Genomic DNA, 16,295 nt, shown 5'->3' with positions numbered 1-16,295 from the left:
CGGTGCAGACTGGGGGTATGCCTCAACAGTTCTCCGACGCCGGTGACTTCGGTGAAACGCTCGTGCAGCTGCTCCTGATCGGTGGGGCGACGCTGCTGGTGATCGGCCTCGGCATGGCCCTCGCCACCTGGATCATTGTCCGGCGGCTCCGTCGCTCCGGTGTGGTGCAGCGCGGCTTCTCGAACGGGGTGCTCACCGCCCGTTCCTACGCTGTCGACGACGGCGTCCGCCGGATCGCGCGGCTGCGTCTGGACCTGCGGCGCTCCGGTCAGGCGACCCGCCGGGCCCTCGATGCTGCAGCCGGGAGCGGCGGCCCGATCGGTGAACTTCCCATCGTTGCCGAGGACCTATTCCGTGCGGAGCGGGCACTCGAGAACCAGCTGCGAATGGCCGAGCGCGAACCCGACCGGCAGCTCAAACGGGATCTGGCCGGCCGGATTGGGGAGCAGGTCCAGTCCTACGGCACTCTCTCCGCTGACCTCCGCCGGTCGTTGATGCAGGCGGGCCAGCCCACCGGTGCCAACGAAATTCAGCGGGCCAGCACCCACCTCACACGCGAAATCAATGTGCTGCAGGCGTGGAGCAAGTCCTACGGCACCCCCGACCAAATCCAGTAGAGGCTGAGGGAACCACCACCATGTCAATTGGCCGCCGCATTTCCCGCATCGTCCGGGCCAACCGGACCGCTGCCAAGGAGAAGCCCACCGACCCCATCCAGACCGTTGAACAAGCGCACCGGCAGCAGCTCGACCTGGTGGATCAGGCCCGCCGCAGTGTTGCTGATCTGGCCGCCAACCGTCACCGCCTTGAACTGCTCGCGGGCGAAGCGCGGGCGGAGCTCGACCAGCTTGAGCGCCGCGCGTCCAGCGCGGTCAACGCGGGCGACGACGACGCCGCCCGGGCGGCACTGCGGCGAAGTCTCGCCGTCACCAAGCGCCTCGAAACCCTCACCCGTCAGCGGGATGATCTCGACACCCAGGTGCGCCAGCTCGACTCCAACCTCCAGCGGCTCGAAACCCGGGTGGAAGACAACGGCATCCGCTACCAGACGCTGAAGGCCCGCCACGGTGCCGCCCAGGCCGAACTTGGCATGCAGGACGCACTTGCCGGGTCCGGGCAGGCAGCGGCGGGAGCCGAAGCCGCAGCTCGACAGGCCGAGCTGGAAGCGCGACGCGTCCAGGCGCGGGCCGCCGCCCACGACGAGCTGTCCTGGACGGACCCCAACTCGCGGCGGGTGGAAGAAGCCTTCGAGGAACTCGAAGCCAGCTCGGCCACCGAACGGGAACTGGACCGTCTGAAGAACCACCACCCCCGCGACTAGGGCCCAACCCGGGCGGCGTGGGTAGACTCGGCGGCATGACAACAATCAGTGGCAACCATTTCCTGGTCATCGGCGCAACTGGGGTGCTCGGCGCCGCCGTGGCGCGGCAACTCGTAGCAGCCGGGGCGCGGGTGACCCTTTCCGGACGGTCCACTGAGAAGCTGGACAGCCTGGCCGAAGAACTCGGGACCTCGGTAGCCGGAACCATCCCAGCCGATCTCACGCATCCCGGAGCGCCAGCTGAAATCGCGGACGCTTGCGAGGATCTTGACGGTTTGGTCTACGCCGCCGGTGTGGTGGCCTTCGGCCCAGCCGCGGAGCTCGACGATGAAACCCTGGACGAGCTCCTTCTGGTGAACCTGATGGCGTACATCCGGCTCATCCGGGCGGTGTTGCCGCAGCTGCACAAGGACTCAGTGGTGATTCAGGTCAGCGCCGTCGTGGCCGAGAGCCCCACCGCCGGCATGGCAGCCTATTCAGCCAGCAAGGCTGCGCTCAGCGCGTTCGGTAAAGCGTTGACGCTGGAAACCCGGCGGCAGGGCATCCGGGTAATCGATGTTCGGCCGCCGCACACCGAGACGGGCTTGGTGAACCGCGCGATAGCAGGATCCGCGCCTCGCCTTCCGCAAGGGAAGGACCCAGAAGCCGTCGCGGAACGGATCGTGGCGGCCATCGTGAACGGCGAGAAGGACCTGCCAGCGGCCGCCTTCAGCTAACCGTTCCACGGGAAGGCATCGCCGCCGATCCCGGGGTCAAGCGAGGTCGGGACCGAGAGGCACAGAGACTCTCACCAGCGGATAGTGGGAAGCGCCTATTCCCTTCCCGTGTTCATCATGATAGATTTTGTTCGTTTCCGCGCGAACCCGTTCGCTTCTCGCAGTGTCGTGATCCGCTGATACGCAGTGCCAACGCGCCCACACAGCCGGTAGGAGGATCATGTTTGCAGCCGAGCGCCATGCCGCCATCCTCGACAGGCTCACCCGCCGGCCTGCGGTGCGGGTCAGCAAACTCGCGTTGGCCCTCGGCGTTTCGGAGATGACAATCCGCCGGGACATCGATGTCCTCGAAACGCGCGGGGCGCTCGTGCGCGTGCATGGCGGTGCCGTGCGTCCCGGCACGATCAGTGCGGTGGAGCCGGGGTTCGACGCCAACAGGATGCGTGGGAAGGAAGCGAAGCAGCAGATCGCGGCCATTGCGGTCTCCCTCCTTGCACCCGGCATGACCGTCTCCATCACGGGCGGCACCACAACCTTCGCCCTGGCCCCACTCCTGTTCCGCGTGCCTGGACTTACCGTCATCACGAACTCCCTTCCCCTGGCGGACGAACTGCACCGCTTGCATGGCGCAACCTCTGGCGACGGTGCACCGCGGGTCCTGCTTTCGGGGGGTCAGCTCACTCCGTCGAAGGCGCTCGTGGGACCCCTCGCCACGAACACGATCGCCTCCCTGCGCGCAGACCTGTGCTTCATGGGAGCGCACGGCGTGGACGCGGCCGCGGGTATCACCACCCCGAACCTCGCCGAGGCGGACACGAACAAGGCGTTCGCGCGCACCTGCGGCAGACTCGTCGTGCTCGCCGACGCCACGAAAATCGGCGTCGTGAGCCTCGCCGAAGTCGCTCCGCTGGACACGGCTGCGGCCCTGGTCACGGACCGGCAACCCGACAGCGAGTACGGGGCCCTCACCCGCATCCTCCGCGAACCCGTTCCCGACCCCCACCTGTTCGATCCTCATCTGGAAGAGCGCCCATGACCTCCATCACCCCTACCCGCCTGTCCGACGGGCGCGAACTGATCTACTTCGACGCGCACGAGGACAGCGCTGTGCGGCACCGTGACGCAGCAGCTACCCGCGACACGCGGGGGCTGCCACCCCGCGGAGCCGCCGGTACCGCGCGCTTCGACGCGCTGTCGGGCGAGTGGGTCGCCGTCGCCGCCCACCGCCAGTCGCGCACGCATCTGCCGCCCGCAGATCAGTGCCCGCTGTGCCCGACGACGCCGGCGAACCGCTCGGAGATTCCAGCCTCTGACTACGAGGTCGTCGTGTTCGAGAACCGCTTTTCCTCGTTTGGCCCCGATCTTGACGGGCTTCCGGAGACGCCGGGCTGGGGCACGACGGCGACAGCGTCAGGACGGTGCGAGGTCGTGGCGTTTGACTCCGCGCACGAAGGATCCTTCGGCTCACTCAGCCCCGAGCGCGCCAGGACGGTCATCGACGCCTGGGCGCACCGCACCGAGGCGCTGTCCGCGATGCCCGGAATCAAACAGGTCTTCTGCTTCGAGAACCGCGGCGCCGATATCGGCGTGACACTGTTGCATCCGCACGGCCAGATCTACGCCTACCCGTTCATCCCGCCCCGGGCCGCGACCCTCGCGGCGCGGGCAGCGGCGTTCTTCGAAGCCTCGGGCGGGCGGCAGACCCTCATGGGCCATGCCCTGGCCGCCGAGCGGAACGCCGGGGACCGCATGGTCCTCGAGGGAAAACACTTCAGCGCCTTCGTACCCTTCGCGGCACGGTGGCCCCTCGAGGTACACCTGGTACCCCACCGGCAGGTCGCCGATCTGGCGGGCCTGACCGATGAGGAGCGGAACGAACTCACCACCGTCTACCTGGAGCTCCTTGGCAGGCTCGACGCCCTCTACCCCACCCCCACGCCGTACATCGCGGCATGGCAGCAGGCACCGATCGATGACGGGCTACGGCCCGCGAGCTACCTGCACCTCCAGCTGACCTCGCCCCGGCGGGCCGCCGACAAGTTGAAGTTCCTCGCTGGCTCCGAGGCCGCGATGGGCGCCTTCATCAACGACACCACCCCGGAAACCGTCGCGGAGGCACTCCGCCGCGCCACGCCCGCCACTAACGCTGCTGCCGTTTCAGCCCGGAAGGACCACGCATGACCTCCACCCCGCACGACCTCGCGGCGGCCTTTACCGACCGGTTCGGCACTGAACCCGATGGTCTGTGGTCAGCGCCGGGACGCGTCAACGTCATCGGTGAACACACCGACTACAACGAGGGTTTCGTCCTGCCCTTCGCCATCCGGCACTCGACGACGGTGGCGGCCGCTGTCCGCGGGGACCGGTGGGTGCGGGTCGCGTCCACCTTCGCCCCCGACGACGACGCCGTCACGGCCGACCTCGACGACTTGGCCGAAGGCGGTGTCGAGGGCTGGGCTGCGTATCCGCTCGGTGTCCTGTGGGCCTTCGAACAGTCGGGCTACCGCTGCCCCGGCATGGACCTCCTGGTCGACTCCTCCGTCCCCGTGGGAGCCGGGCTCTCCTCCTCCGCCGCACTGGAGTGTTCCGTCGCCGTCGCGGCAAACGAGCTCGCTCAGGCGGGGGCATCCCACCAGGAGCTTGCTGCTATTGGGCAACTGGCGGAGAACCGGATGGTGGGAGCGCCGACCGGCATCATGGACCAGTCGGCGTCACTGCTGGGCGAGGCCGGGTACGCCGTCTTCCTTGATTGCCGCTCCGGGGAGTCCCAGCTGGTCCCCCTCGACCTCGAGGCCGCCGGGCTGGAACTGCTGGTGATCGACACCCGCGTCAGCCACTCGCATTCCACCGGCGGGTACGCGGCGCGTCGCCGCTCCTGCGAACTCGGTGCCAAGCTGATGGGCGTTCCCGCCCTCCGGGATCTATCAGTCAAAGACCTGGCCGAAGCTGCCGGTGTCCTCGACGAGGAGACGTTCCGCCGGGTGCGCCACGTCGTGACCGAAAACGCGCGGGTTCAGGACGCCGTCCGGCTCCTCACCCGCGAGGGACCCGCTGCGCTCGGCCCGCTGCTGGTGGCCAGTCACGCATCGATGCGGGACGACTTCGAGATTTCCTGTGCCGAACTGGACACGGCCGTTGACGCGGCCCTCGACGCCGGCGCACTGGGCGCCCGCATGACCGGTGGCGGCTTCGGCGGCGCGGCCATCGCGCTTGTAGCCGTCGAGGACGTACCCACCATCCGGGCGGCCGTCGAGGATGCCTTCGCCGCTGCCCGTTTCCGGGCGCCGGTCATCTTCAGCGTCCTGCCCGGCGCAGGAGCTGCCCGCATCGCTTGACTGTCACCCCAGGCTTTCCCTGGGGCGAAGCCTGGGGTGACAGCCTGGGGTGAAGCGCCCGCCTGGTTCAGTCAGCTGCGCCAAGGCTTCCGGTCGCATGAAGTTCGATCAGGATGGACTGCTCGGGGAACAGGACGGGTGCCTGGATACCGACATGGGCGAGGCTGGCCCCGGTCAGCTCCAGTGGCGTGCCGGTCAGAGCTGCTTCGGCCCAGGCCAGGGGTGACTGGCCGTTGCCCGGAAGGGACGTGTAAGGGCTGGCGAGCCGCAGCGTGTAGGAGCGGTCCGGGTCAAGGCCGGGGAAGGTGAGTTTCCCCGGCGGGTAGGACGCGCTGGAGGCGGTGAGCGAGTAGGCGAACAGGGCCGCGGACTGGTCGGAGGCGACCGTTCCGCGCAGGTCCATCGCCGGATCCGGCAGATCCGCGTGAACGACGATGCCGGTGTGGAGGATGTCCCGCCACCGGACGTGGAGGTCGATCCACCCCTTGAGGTGTGCTGTCTCCATCGCGGTGAGTGTGGAGATATCCCATTCGATGCCGTAATGACCGAAGATCGCTGTCGCTGCCCGGAAGGGCAGGGTATGGGTTCGACCGGTGGAGTGGGAGGTCGGACCGCTGATGTGCATTCCCATGAGTTCGGGAGGTACCAGAAGTCCGGTGTACTTCTGGATGGTCAGCCGCTCGAGGGGATCGATGCAGTCGCTGGTCCAGATCCGGTCTGTTTGGTCGAGAACTCCGAGGTCCACGCGGCTCCGCCGGAGGCACAGCTCTCGATCTCCAGCCCTGGGTGGCGGTCCTTGAGCGTGCGCATCAACCGGTACACGGCAGCGACGTTCTGATGGACGACCGCGTGACCGGTGGAAGCGTCTGCGGCGTCGAGCAGGTCCCGGTTGTGGTCCCACTTGAGGTAGGAAATGTCGTGGGAACTCAGGATCGTGTCAATGCATTCCAGGATGTAGTCGTAGGCGGCCGGGTTCGCGAGGTTCAGGACCTGCTGCTGGCGGCCCGGGACCGGAAGCCTCCCCTCGGCCTGGATGATCCAGTCGGGGTGGTTCACAGCGAGCTTGGAGTCGAGGTTGATCATCTCTGGTTCGAACCAAAGGCCGAATTCCATGCCGAGGCCCCGGACGTGATCGATGAGCGGGGTGAGACCGTCGGGCCAGACCTCGGGGTCAACAAACCAGTCGCCCAGGCTGGAGGTGTCATCGCGGCGGCCATCGAACCAGCCGTCATCCAGGACGAACCGTTCCACGCCCAGGGCGGCTGCCTTGTCGGCAAGGCGGGTAAGGCGGTTGAGGTCGTGGTTGAAGTACACGGCCTCCCAGGTGTTGAGCGTGACGGGGCGGCGGGAGGAGGGGTGAGCGGGGCGGGAACGGACCTCGTCATGGAAGCGGGCGGACAGTTGGTTGAGGCCGTGCCCCCAGGACGCCATCATCAGCGGGGCTGTGTACGTCTCGCCTGGCGCGAGGACGATCTCTTCCGGGAGCAGCAGTTCCCCGGCGCTGAGGAATGCCTGGCCCGTCGGAGTCTTCTCGGCGCTGAGTTGATGATTCCCGCTCCAGGCCAGATGTATGGCGTGCACCAGACCTGTCTCGAATCCGAAGGACTGGGTGCCAGCGACCAGCACGAGGCTGGCGTCAGCGCCGGGTCGACCGCGCCGGCTTTCCCTGCGATAGCTTCCCTGGGTAAGCAGGTGGCGCTGGGGGCTCCGTTCGCGCAAATGCCGCCCCGTCGTATCCAGCACCTCGACCGCTGAATCGGGCAACGGCACGGATGCCAGCAGCGACCGTACCTCGTAGTCGGAGTCACCAGTGTTCGTCACCGACAGCTGTTGACGCAGAACACCGCCGGCGGTGAGGCTGATCGACCCGGTAGCGCGAAGGCGGGCAACCTCATCGTCAGCGGTGAACACCACCTCCTGCCCGCCAGCAACCGCTGTCTGCTCGAGCGAAGCGTGGCGGAACGCGGGAAAGATATTCGCCCCCTGCCGGTGGCCGGTGAAACCTGGCGTGCCTTGCCAGCCAAACGCTTCCTGCGGAATGATCGACAGCTGGGCTGGGACATCGAGGCCCCCGGAGACGCGTTGCGGCACCAGAGATGCCGCAAGTGCTGAGAGCCGCTGCTCGTTCAAGGCTCCCAGGGACGGCCCCCAGTGCAGGATGGTCGGGACGCCGGGTCCGGAGGCGTCGATTACTACGCTGGTGTCCGCCGCTGATAAGTGGATAGGCATTGCACATTCTTTCAGAAAAGGGATCATGGGGTTCGATACCAGCGCACGCCGTGGGGTTCCAGGGTCAGGGGTGCGTGCAGGCGGCAGCGTTCGCCGGTGATGAGTTCCAGCGCGGTGTCGGGGAGACCCGAGAGGGTGTCAGCGGTGATCTTTTGCGGGGTGTCGGCGAAGTTACCGAAGACGACGACGGTCGAGGGTTCACCGTCGAGCAGGCCGGGGCGCTGGTAGCCGAGGACATGCGGGTTATTGGTGTTGAACGGGACGAGTTGTCCGCCGCCGAATTCTGGTGTCTGCTTCCGCACCTTGATGAGGTGTCTCAGCCGCGTGTAAATCGCCCCGGCGTCCGTGCCGGGGTCTGTTCGGGTCGCGTAGCGGTCTGCGGGGTAGGCGGGTCGGCCCACCCAGCGGCTGTCGCCAGCCTTGGCCGGATCCGCGAGGTAGGAGTAGTCGTTGAGCTGACCGACTTCGTCGCCCAGATAGAGCAGCGGGATACCGCCGGTGCTGAGGATGATCGAGTGGATGAGCAGGATACGTGCAACAGCGGCGGCGTCGTCGTCTGCTTCCAACCCGGCGAGGGATGCCGCGGTGCCGGAGATGCGGCAGTCCCCGGTACGTGGGTTGTCTTGGAAAGGGACTCCGCGGGCGAAGCTATCGGGGAACCGGTTGACGTAGAACGCGTTGAGGAACCGGCGGTGGTCATGCCCATTGACGCCGAGCTCGGCGGCCTCTTCGTCGGAGAAGGTCCAGCCGATGTCGTCGTGGCTGCGCACATAGTTGACCCACACTGTGCCCGCCGGGATGCTGTGCCGGCGTTCGAGGGCCTGGGCGAGCAGGGAGACCTCCCGGGTGGCGAGCGAGTTCCAAATGAGGGCCATCTGCAACGGGTTATAGCTGAGCTGGCACTCGCCCGGGTCGATGTACTGCACCACCTCGTCGGGGTGCACTATCGCCTCGGATTTAAACAGGAGGGATGGCGCGCCGAGTCGGCAAACCGCGTTGAAGGCCTGCAGCAGCAGGTGCGCCTCGGGCAGGCTCTCGCAGGTGGTGCCAAGCTGCTTCCAGATGAAGGCAACGGCGTCCATCCGGATGATGTCCACGCCTTGATTGGCGAGGTACAGCATCTCCCCGGCCATCGCCCGGAAGACGCGTGGGTTGCGGTAGTTGAGGTCCCATTGGAAGGAGTGAAAGGAAGCCCAAATCCATCGTCCGTCCTCGAGTTGGACGAACGACCCTGGGTGGTCATCGGGAAAGATCTCGCGGACGGTCCGCTCATAGGCGTCGGGCATCTCCCGGTCAGGGTAGATCAGATAGAAGTCTCTGTACTCCGGGTCCCCGGCGATGGCTTTGCGGGCCCAGGCGTGCTCGCTCGAGGTGTGGTTGAAGATGAAGTCGACCACGAGGGCGATGCCGCTGTCGCGCAGTTCCCGGGCGAGGGCCGCCAGATCGTCCATGGTGCCCAGCGCCGGATCGACGTCGCGGTAGCTGGAGACCGCATACCCTCCGTCGGAGTTCTCTGCCGGTGCCGCGAACAGTGGCATCAGGTGCAGGTAGGTCAAGCCGAGTTCCCGGAAGTAGGGGATCCGCTCGCGCAGGCCGGCGAGGTTCCCCGCGTAGAGGTCCACGTAACAAACACCACCGAGCATCCGGTGGGACTGGAACCAGTCCGGGGTCATGGCGCGGGAGGCGTCGATGCCCTTCAGATCCGCTGGGCGGTCCTGCCACGACGCGGCGGCGTCGAGTACCACCTGCAGCAGTTCGGCGTCCGCCGCCGGCCCGTAGATGCGGTGAAACAGCGATCGCAGTCGGGAGAATTCCCGGTCGAACCGCGCCTCAAAGGACTGCCAGTCGGCATCCGACGTCGCAGGCCGCCGCGCGGACAGCAACTGTTTTTGGAAATGGTCATCAGGCAGACCTGAAGCGGTGGTCGGCACAGTTCTCCTTATTACTCGGTGGCACCTGATGAGGATGCGCGCGGATGTACAGGCGGCCAGAAAATAATACAGCGACTGGCCCGGGGTAGGTCCTCGGATGACGAAAGTCTGGCCGCACACTCCTCGATGCGGCCAGACTTTTCTGCGTCAACTGCGCTGCGGTTGCTGCGTTGAGTGCCTGCGGCTGGTCAAACCTGGCCCACGCGCTGCACCCGCGAGGATTTACTTCACGGACCCGGCGGTTAGTCCGCGGACGAAGAACCGTTGCAGTCCGAAGAAGATGAGCAGAGGCACGACGAGGGTGATGAAGGAACCTGCCGCGACGCGCTGCCAGCCCTGCCCGTATTGACCCAGGAGTGTGTACAGCCCCTGTGTCATCACGGCGTTATCTCCGCTTTGGATGAAGATGTAGGCGACGAGGAAGTCGTTCCACACCCAGAGGAACTGGAAGATTGCGAATGATGCCAGGGCTGGAACGGACATCGGGACGACCAGTTTCCAAAAAATCTGAAAGTGACTGGCCCCATCGATTTTGGCTGCTTCGATGAGTGAGTTGGGCAGGGTCTGCATGTAGTTTCGGAGCATGTAGATCGCCAGCGGCATCGCGAACGTTGCGTGCACGATCCACGCTGCCGGGTACTGACCGATGATCTGGATCCCGGTAATTTCGCCGAACCGGACGAACAGCTGGAGGACGGGGATGATGGCCAGCTGAACCGGAACGACCATCAGCCCCAGCACGATGCCGAAGTAGATTTCCTTACCGCGGAACTGAAAGAAGGTGAAGGCGTAGGCCGCCATCGCCGCGATCATGACCGGTAGCACGGTGGCAGGAACGGTAACGGCCACTGAGTTCCAGAACGTGGTTCCAACATCGAGAGCGGCCCACGCATCAACGAAGTTCTGTCCCGTCCACCCCTGGCCGAAAGGATCGACGAAGACAGTCCACCATCCGGTCGCGTCGACCCCGGCTTTGGTGCGGAAACTCGTGATGAGCAGTCCGAGCAAGGGGAAAAGCCAGATCAGGGCGATGGCCCCCATGATCAGGGTGGTGATGATGTGGGGCTTCTGCGCTTCGCCTGCTGCATTGAGGCGCCGCTTCTTCCGGTGGACATCGACGGTTGTTCGGCCTTTGGTTTCGTCGACGACCGGGGTAGGGATGAGAGTCATCGGAGTTCCTCCTGCGCCTTATAGCTGCGGATCTGATAAACGATGAGGGGGACCACAGCGATCATCAGGAGGATGACCACAGCGGCAGCCTTGCCGGGATTCTGGAAGCTGAAGAGCTGCGAGTAGAAGTCCACGGCAAGCACGCTGGTGTTGTACTGGCCTCCGGTCATTGCATAGATGATGTCGAAGATCTTCATGACGAAGATGACAACGGTGACGAAGACCGCCAGGATCGTGCCGCGAATCTGCGGGACAATGACGAGGAAAAAGGCGCGTCGTTCGCTGGCCCCGTCCAACCGGGCTGCTTCGATGGTTTCTTCAGGAACGGCCTTGATAGCAGCTGAGAGAAGCACCATGCAAAGCCGGCATAAAGCCAGATAGCGATGCACATGATCAGGAAACTGTTGAGACGACCCGCGTCCAGGGTCAGCCAAGGCACCGGATCCTGATTGGTGAGGCCCGTCCAGATCGAGTTAAGCAGATAGATTTGCGGATTGCCGGGAGGGGCGTAGAAGTAGATGAACCTCCAGGTGACCGCGGCTGCGACGCCGCTGATGGCCATGGGCACAAAGATCATTGCCTTGAAGGTGGTCTCCCGGCGTTTCCCCAACTTGTCCGTGAGGATCGCAACGGCAAGACCGATCACAACCGTAGCTGCAGGGACAACGAGGACCCACAGCAGGTTGTTGAGCAGAACACCGAGGAACCCTGGGTCGGTCAGCAGCTCCTGGTAGTTCTGGAAACCTACGAAAGTGTCGCCCTCACCACGCCTCAGGCTGGTTTGGGTGAAGCTCTGCACGATGGTGCGCAGAGCCGGGTAGAGGAGGAATATTGCCACCAGCACGAAGACGGGGGCTAGGAAGACGTACGGCAGGAGCCGGGACTTCCACTTGTTGTTGGACTGCTCGACGAGCCAGTTCAGGCTCCAGAAGATCAGTAGTGATATGCCGAGTCCGAGGACCACGGAGATGAGTGCGCTGAAGATGGGCATCGCTTGGACCACCTGACGTTTCTACGAGGATGAGCCGAGGCGGCCGGGGACCAAATATCGGCCCCCGGCCGCTTGGGAGGTGGTTATCGGTCTGGCCAGGAGGCATCGATGGCGGTGAAGGCTTCCTCCATGGAGGATTGGCCTGAGAACCAGTTGGTCAGCTGGGTCCATTCGGTTCCTGCGCCAACTTCTCCGGGCATCTGGTCGGAGGCGTCGAAGCCGAAGACTGACGACTCGGCGAGGAGGTCTTGTGCCTTCTTCTGGAATTCCGAGGTGTAGTTCGAGGCATCGAAGTCACTGTGCGGGGAAAGGAAGATTGCCTGGCTGGCGTATCCATTGGTGCCGAAATCTTTGCCCACGAGGTACTCGATGACCTGCTTGGTTTCATCTGAGTCGGTGAACGCTCCGACGAGGTCTCCACCACCAAGCATCGCTGCATCGGTGCCTTCGGGGGAGGGGAGCTGGAAGAAGTCGATGTTGGACAGGTCGCCCGCTTCGATCTGGGATTTGATTTCATCGGGGAAGAAGTCAGAAATAAATGAACCCTGACGCATCATGAAGCACTGGCCGTTGTCCTTGCCATCAGCGAAGAGCTGGTTGCCGGCGGTTTGGAAGGATGTCGTCGCAGCAGCGGGACCGCCGCCGTTGATCTTTCCCTCTTCCAACAGTTGGCTGGCCACCTTTTCGCCAGCCTTCTTCACGAGATCGCTGTCGAAAGTCACGTCGCCTGCAATCCAGGCGTTGTACTCCTCGAGGCCGCCGTAGCGCAGCACGTACTCTTCGAGCCAGTCTGTTGCAACCCAGCCGGTGGCTGCACCCGATTCCATCCCCACGCACCAGGGCGAACCGAGATCCTCGTCGATGATGGTGGACTGCAGTTCGGTCAATTCCTCATCCGTGCTGGGGATGCTGAGGCCTGCCGCTTCGAAGGCACTCGGGTTGTACCAGACAAGTGACTTGACGTTGATGGAGTAGGGCAGTGCGTAGGTTTTCCCGTCAACCTGGGCGATAGTGCCCAGTCCATTTGCCTGGTCGGCCGTAATCGCGGCGACGTCTATGCCAAGGTCCTCAAGCGCGTAAAGGGTGTTGGTCTGGCTCTTGAGGACGCCGGGCTGGGGGTAGATCGCGATATCGGGTGGGTTTCCGGCACTGGCACGCGAGACGACGGCCGTCTGGAAGTCGGTGTTGCCGTCGTAGGTGACCTTGACGCCAGACGTTTCCGACCATTTGTCGAGATCCGCCTGGAACGCTGCGGCCTGCACATCGGTGAACGCGCCCAGAATCGTGATTTCTTTGGCGTCGCCACCGCCATCCTCGCCGCCGCCGCCGGAGCAACCGGTGAGGGCGAGCGCTATTGCGACAGTCAGTGAGCCGGCGATCTTATTAGGAAGCTTCATCGCTTCGTCCTTTCAATGACGAGTACTATAACCAAAACGTTTGGTGTTGAACGACTGTAACCAAAATCACACCCAAAGACAAAACGTTTTAGGTCTCAGGAACATAACGATTGGAGAACCATGGAACCTGCCCCTGCGCTGCCGCGTCCAAAGTTTCATTTCACCTCGCAGGGGTGGATCAACGATCCCCATGCGATCACCTTCGCCAACGGCCGGTACCACCATTTCTTCCAGTATGTTCCTGGGCAAACGGCCTGGGGGCTGGGGTGTTCCTGGGGCCACGCCAGCGGCCCGGACCTGTTCTCCCTCGAGGAACTGAAGCCTGCCCTGGTGCCCGGGGAAGGAGACGATGGTGTCTGGTCCGGCTCGCTCATCATCGACGCAGCAGGAACCCCGACAATTTTCTATACGTCAGTGACCAGTGACCATCCGGCGCTGGGTGCGGTGCGGACGGCGACCCCCCTTGACGATGACTGGATTGAGTGGCAAAAGGGTCCTATCGTGCTGTCCCCGCCGGTGGTGGAGAGTCTGAGTGCTTTCCGGGATCCGTCCTTCATCCGCTCAGCTGACGGCTGGCACATGATTGTTGGTGCCGCCTTCGCGGATGGCCGGGCTGGCGCCCTGGGATATTCGTCCACTGACGGTGTCACCTGGCGCGAGGATGGCCCTGTACTCAGCCGTTCGACGAATGAAAACCGTCCGCTATGGAGCGGAGCCATGTGGGAGTGCCCCCAGATCGTGGAAATTGATGGGCAGCATGCGCTCATCGTCTCCGTGTGGGATGACGACGTCCTCGTCGACGTCGTCTACGCCCTCGGTAACTTCGCCGACGGCGCCTTCACCGTGCGCACCTGGCGGCGACTCAGCTACGGGCCCTCGCCATACGCGGCAACAACCTTCCAGGACGCCGAGGGCAAGCCCTGCATGATGTTCTGGCTCCGTGAGATTGCTGGCACGGAGTGGATGGGTGCTCACTCGATTCCGTATCGCATTTCGATCGAGGATGATTCGTTGATGCTCACACCCCATCCCGACCTTGATAACTATCAAATCCCCGACAGACGTCGATCGGAGACATTACCTGGTTCGGCGTACGACATCCTCTGGCCTGCATCGGCTGAGAATCATTTCGAAATCAGGCAGGACCATGCCGCGGTGCTCTCCTTCGAGCGCGGTTCAACTCATCTCGCGGTCTGTTTGCAGAATGAGGAATACAGCTTCCCGTGGGCGGGCGACATTCGCATCATCGTCGACGGGCCCGTGGTCGAAGTTTGTTCGCGGGCCGGCGTGTTCGCCGCACCGATGGCGGCGCTGGAGAAGTCATGGACCATTGTGGGTGCAGACGTGACGGTGTATCGGCTAGCGCGGGAATAGGTCCCCGACGCGAGGCGCTGTAATCGACTCTCGGGTCACCAGCTTGCCCGGCAGCCGGGTCTCCAACGGGGCAGCGGGTCGCTCCGGTATCATCTCCGCCAGCGCCGCATCAACTGCCCACCTCCCCATACCGTAATGGGGCAACTCGACAGTTGTCAGGCCCGGCTGTAGCGCCGCGGCGACCGGCTCGAAATTGTCCACGGAGATGAAGGAAAGATCCGCGGGGATACTCACACCCATTCTCATGGCCGCCTGATACACGCCCATCGCCATCGGATCGTTGAAACAGAACACAGCGGTGACATCTTGGGAAGCCGACTCGATCATCTGCGTGAAGGCGACACGGCCTGATTCCGAGGTGCCGGTATCCTGGCCGGTAAAGACCCTGGGCTGCAGGCCGGCGTCGCGCATCGCCGCCTCGTACCCCGTTGCCCGCCCGGTTTTGCCGCGCCCGGCTCCGGTGACCGTGAGGTGAGCGATGGCAGTGTGGCCAGCGGACAGGAGGGTTTCGGTAGCCAGCCGACCGATCTGCTCCTCATCGGGAACCACTGAGCGAAGCTCCCCGCGGCTGTCGGTAGTGTCCACCAGCACCGACGGGATTCGATCAAGCTCCGGAGGTAATTCGCTGGAATCCTCATGGAACATTCGTGCATAGACGACAGCGTCAATCTGGGCGGCCAGGAGCGCGGCAAGTTGTTTTGATTCAATGTCGCTATCGCGATTTGAGTTCACGACCACCAGAAGCTGGCCGCGCTCTGACGCGGCATCCTGGGCGCCAAGGACAACACCGGTGGCGAACGGTGTAGTAGCAATGTCGTCGGATACCAGGCCGACGATTTGTGAACGCCTGCTCCTCAACCCGCTGGCCATCCGGTTCGGGGCATAGCCCAGTTCGCGGGAGACTTCCAGCACGCGCTTCCGGGTGGATTCAGCAACCTTGCCCCTGCCGCTCAAGGCGTGAGAGACGGTCGTGATCGACACGGAGGCCGCTCGAGCAACATCCTCGATTCCGACAGGCTTGACGAAAGCATCACTAGACGCCACGGTTGCTCCCCTCAATGCGCTTCGTACAGATCACTGTAGACCAAAACGTTTACCGTGAGACCTGTGCCACACGCTAGCCGGCAATTCCCAACGGTATTGCCGCTGGGATTTCACCCGCGGGTCAGGAAAAGCGGGTCACTGTGACTCCTGTCGAATGATCAGGAGAGTCCTGCGAGGAGGTCCTGCAGGGCCTTCCGGTAGTCGGCAAAAGCCGCCTTACCCTTGACGGTGATAGCGACATAGGTGGCGGGAGTGCGCCCCTCAATGGTCTTGGTGATCTCCACATACCCCGCCTCCTCGAGCTTGCGCAGGTGGGTCGACAGATTGCCCGCTGTCATGTCCAGGATCTTGCGCAGCTTGGTGAAGGCAATGCGGTCCCGCTCGCCGACTTCGTTGAGAGTGGTGATGGCTCGCAGGCGGGTCTCGGCATGGATGATGGGGTCCAGCTCAGGCATGGGTCTGCTGCCTTTGCTGACGACAGCGGACAGTTTCCACCGCGGCGCCCGCCAGGAAGACGCAGAAGATGGCTAGCGCGGGCTCATGACTGAGCGGTAGCCACCCGAAGCGGGAGCCATGCAGGGTGCCGAAACCCAGCAGTCAGGAAAGCCCCCAGACCAGATACAGCAGGGCTTCATTGCCGCGGAGCTCACGACGAGCAGTGTCTTCGGCGCTCTTCACCACGCGGAGAGCGTTGTGGAGATCGAGCGGCTGATCGCCGTCGGGTGCTTGAGTAATCATTTGGTTCCCCTTGGTCTGGACTACGCGCTAACCGATTATGCAAACTAGT

Annotated in this window: 16 protein-coding genes and 1 pseudogene; 7 read left to right on the top strand and 10 right to left on the bottom strand. The window is 64.1% G+C overall.

The features are described from left to right. The first annotated feature begins 17 nt into the window (after positions 1-17). The 6 genes from DDA93_RS07590 (at position 18) to galK (ending at position 5,372) form a co-directional block, all read left to right on the top strand. Positions 18-617: a hypothetical protein gene (locus DDA93_RS07590; RefSeq protein ID WP_116778418.1), complete on the top strand. Its 600-nt coding sequence runs from the start codon at positions 18-20 to the stop codon at positions 615-617. A 20-nt stretch (positions 618-637) separates the two neighbouring features. Continuing rightward, positions 638-1,321 carry a PspA/IM30 family protein gene (locus tag DDA93_RS07585; protein ID WP_116778417.1) on the top strand — a complete coding sequence of 228 codons (684 nt, stop codon included), beginning with the start codon at positions 638-640 and terminating at the stop codon, positions 1,319-1,321. A gap of 35 nt (positions 1,322-1,356) precedes the next feature. Next, positions 1,357-2,037, top strand: coding sequence for an SDR family NAD(P)-dependent oxidoreductase (locus DDA93_RS07580; protein WP_019482205.1), 681 nt, complete (start codon positions 1,357-1,359; stop codon positions 2,035-2,037). Between the two features lie 220 nt (positions 2,038-2,257). Continuing rightward, complete coding sequence (locus DDA93_RS07575; protein ID WP_116778416.1) at positions 2,258-3,073, top strand: DeoR/GlpR family DNA-binding transcription regulator; 816 nt, start codon at positions 2,258-2,260, stop codon at positions 3,071-3,073. After that, positions 3,070-4,218, top strand: coding sequence for a galactose-1-phosphate uridylyltransferase (gene galT / locus DDA93_RS07570; RefSeq protein WP_116778415.1), 1,149 nt, complete (start codon positions 3,070-3,072; stop codon positions 4,216-4,218). Before DDA93_RS07575 ends, galT begins: the two co-directional genes overlap by 4 nt. Continuing rightward, positions 4,215-5,372, top strand: coding sequence for a galactokinase (galK, locus tag DDA93_RS07565; protein WP_116778414.1), 1,158 nt, complete (start codon positions 4,215-4,217; stop codon positions 5,370-5,372). The genes galT and galK overlap by 4 nt, the downstream gene beginning before the upstream one ends. Positions 5,373-5,439: 67 nt before the next feature. Here the strand turns inward: galK and DDA93_RS17100 are convergent, their stop codons facing one another. The 7 genes and pseudogenes from DDA93_RS17100 to DDA93_RS07540 all read right to left on the bottom strand — a co-directional run bounded on the left by DDA93_RS17100 (position 5,440) and on the right by DDA93_RS07540 (position 13,090). Beyond that, positions 5,440-5,775, bottom strand: a complete 336-nt coding sequence (locus DDA93_RS17100; protein ID WP_347693268.1) for a GH36 C-terminal domain-containing protein — start codon at positions 5,773-5,775, stop codon at positions 5,440-5,442. 96 nt (positions 5,776-5,871) lie between these two features. Further along, positions 5,872-7,601, bottom strand: a pseudogene (locus DDA93_RS07560) (alpha-galactosidase); the annotation flags it as partial. Positions 7,602-7,624: 23 nt separating this feature from the next. Further along, on the bottom strand, positions 7,625-9,532 hold the full coding sequence (locus DDA93_RS07555; protein ID WP_019482201.1) for an amylosucrase: 1,908 nt from the start codon (positions 9,530-9,532) through the stop codon (positions 7,625-7,627). Positions 9,533-9,754: 222 nt separating this feature from the next. Continuing rightward, positions 9,755-10,702, bottom strand: a complete 948-nt coding sequence (locus tag DDA93_RS07550) for a carbohydrate ABC transporter permease (protein WP_019482200.1) — start codon at positions 10,700-10,702, stop codon at positions 9,755-9,757. Next, positions 10,699-10,998 carry an ABC transporter permease subunit gene (locus DDA93_RS16470; RefSeq protein WP_243400551.1) on the bottom strand — a complete coding sequence of 100 codons (300 nt, stop codon included), beginning with the start codon at positions 10,996-10,998 and terminating at the stop codon, positions 10,699-10,701. The genes DDA93_RS07550 and DDA93_RS16470 overlap by 4 nt, the downstream gene beginning before the upstream one ends. Further along, positions 10,896-11,693: a sugar ABC transporter permease gene (locus tag DDA93_RS16760; protein WP_243400550.1), complete on the bottom strand. Its 798-nt coding sequence runs from the start codon at positions 11,691-11,693 to the stop codon at positions 10,896-10,898. The genes DDA93_RS16470 and DDA93_RS16760 overlap by 103 nt, the downstream gene beginning before the upstream one ends. A gap of 83 nt (positions 11,694-11,776) precedes the next feature. Beyond that, a complete protein-coding gene (locus tag DDA93_RS07540; RefSeq protein WP_116778413.1) occupies positions 11,777-13,090 on the bottom strand; it encodes an ABC transporter substrate-binding protein in 1,314 nt (437 codons plus the stop codon). Between the two features lie 120 nt (positions 13,091-13,210). Here DDA93_RS07540 and DDA93_RS07535 point away from each other — a divergent pair, with 120 nt between their 5' ends. After that, complete coding sequence (locus DDA93_RS07535) at positions 13,211-14,464, top strand: glycoside hydrolase family 32 protein (protein WP_116778412.1); 1,254 nt, start codon at positions 13,211-13,213, stop codon at positions 14,462-14,464. Here DDA93_RS07535 and DDA93_RS07530 read toward each other — a convergent pair. The 3 genes from DDA93_RS07530 to DDA93_RS16460 all read right to left on the bottom strand — a co-directional run bounded on the left by DDA93_RS07530 (position 14,450) and on the right by DDA93_RS16460 (position 16,246). Then, entirely contained in the window at positions 14,450-15,508 is a 1,059-nt protein-coding gene (locus DDA93_RS07530; protein ID WP_165802593.1) for a LacI family DNA-binding transcriptional regulator, read from the bottom strand. The two genes, DDA93_RS07535 and DDA93_RS07530, sit on opposite strands and share 15 nt — an antisense overlap. Positions 15,509-15,666: 158 nt before the next feature. Beyond that, on the bottom strand, positions 15,667-15,963 hold the full coding sequence (locus DDA93_RS07525) for a transcriptional regulator (RefSeq protein WP_116778410.1): 297 nt from the start codon (positions 15,961-15,963) through the stop codon (positions 15,667-15,669). 142 nt (positions 15,964-16,105) lie between these two features. After that, positions 16,106-16,246, bottom strand: coding sequence for a hypothetical protein (locus DDA93_RS16460; RefSeq protein ID WP_207771321.1), 141 nt, complete (start codon positions 16,244-16,246; stop codon positions 16,106-16,108). Positions 16,247-16,295: the final 49 nt, after the last annotated feature.

The organism is Arthrobacter sp. Bz4, from assembly GCF_003075455.1.
In the GTDB taxonomy this organism is placed as follows: domain Bacteria; phylum Actinomycetota; class Actinomycetes; order Actinomycetales; family Micrococcaceae; genus Arthrobacter_D.
Note: the sequence above shows the minus strand (reverse complement) of the source record. Positions and strands in the feature narration are given on the sequence as shown.

Coding starts and splice junctions, on each gene's coding strand:
- DDA93_RS07590 (WP_116778418.1), top strand. CDS start 18: ATGCCTCAACAGTTCTCCGACGCCGGTGACTTCGGTGAAACGCTCGTG.
- galT (WP_116778415.1), top strand. CDS start 3,070: ATGACCTCCATCACCCCTACCCGCCTGTCCGACGGGCGCGAACTGATC.
- DDA93_RS07585 (WP_116778417.1), top strand. CDS start 638: ATGTCAATTGGCCGCCGCATTTCCCGCATCGTCCGGGCCAACCGGACC.
- DDA93_RS07575 (WP_116778416.1), top strand. CDS start 2,258: ATGTTTGCAGCCGAGCGCCATGCCGCCATCCTCGACAGGCTCACCCGC.
- DDA93_RS07535 (WP_116778412.1), top strand. CDS start 13,211: ATGGAACCTGCCCCTGCGCTGCCGCGTCCAAAGTTTCATTTCACCTCG.
- DDA93_RS07550 (WP_019482200.1), bottom strand. CDS start 10,702: ATGACTCTCATCCCTACCCCGGTCGTCGACGAAACCAAAGGCCGAACA.
- galK (WP_116778414.1), top strand. CDS start 4,215: ATGACCTCCACCCCGCACGACCTCGCGGCGGCCTTTACCGACCGGTTC.
- DDA93_RS07540 (WP_116778413.1), bottom strand. CDS start 13,090: ATGAAGCTTCCTAATAAGATCGCCGGCTCACTGACTGTCGCAATAGCG.
- DDA93_RS07580 (WP_019482205.1), top strand. CDS start 1,357: ATGACAACAATCAGTGGCAACCATTTCCTGGTCATCGGCGCAACTGGG.
- DDA93_RS17100 (WP_347693268.1), bottom strand. CDS start 5,775: ATGGACCTGCGCGGAACGGTCGCCTCCGACCAGTCCGCGGCCCTGTTC.
- DDA93_RS07525 (WP_116778410.1), bottom strand. CDS start 15,963: ATGCCTGAGCTGGACCCCATCATCCATGCCGAGACCCGCCTGCGAGCC.
- DDA93_RS16460 (WP_207771321.1), bottom strand. CDS start 16,246: ATGATTACTCAAGCACCCGACGGCGATCAGCCGCTCGATCTCCACAAC.
- DDA93_RS16760 (WP_243400550.1), bottom strand. CDS start 11,693: ATGCCCATCTTCAGCGCACTCATCTCCGTGGTCCTCGGACTCGGCATA.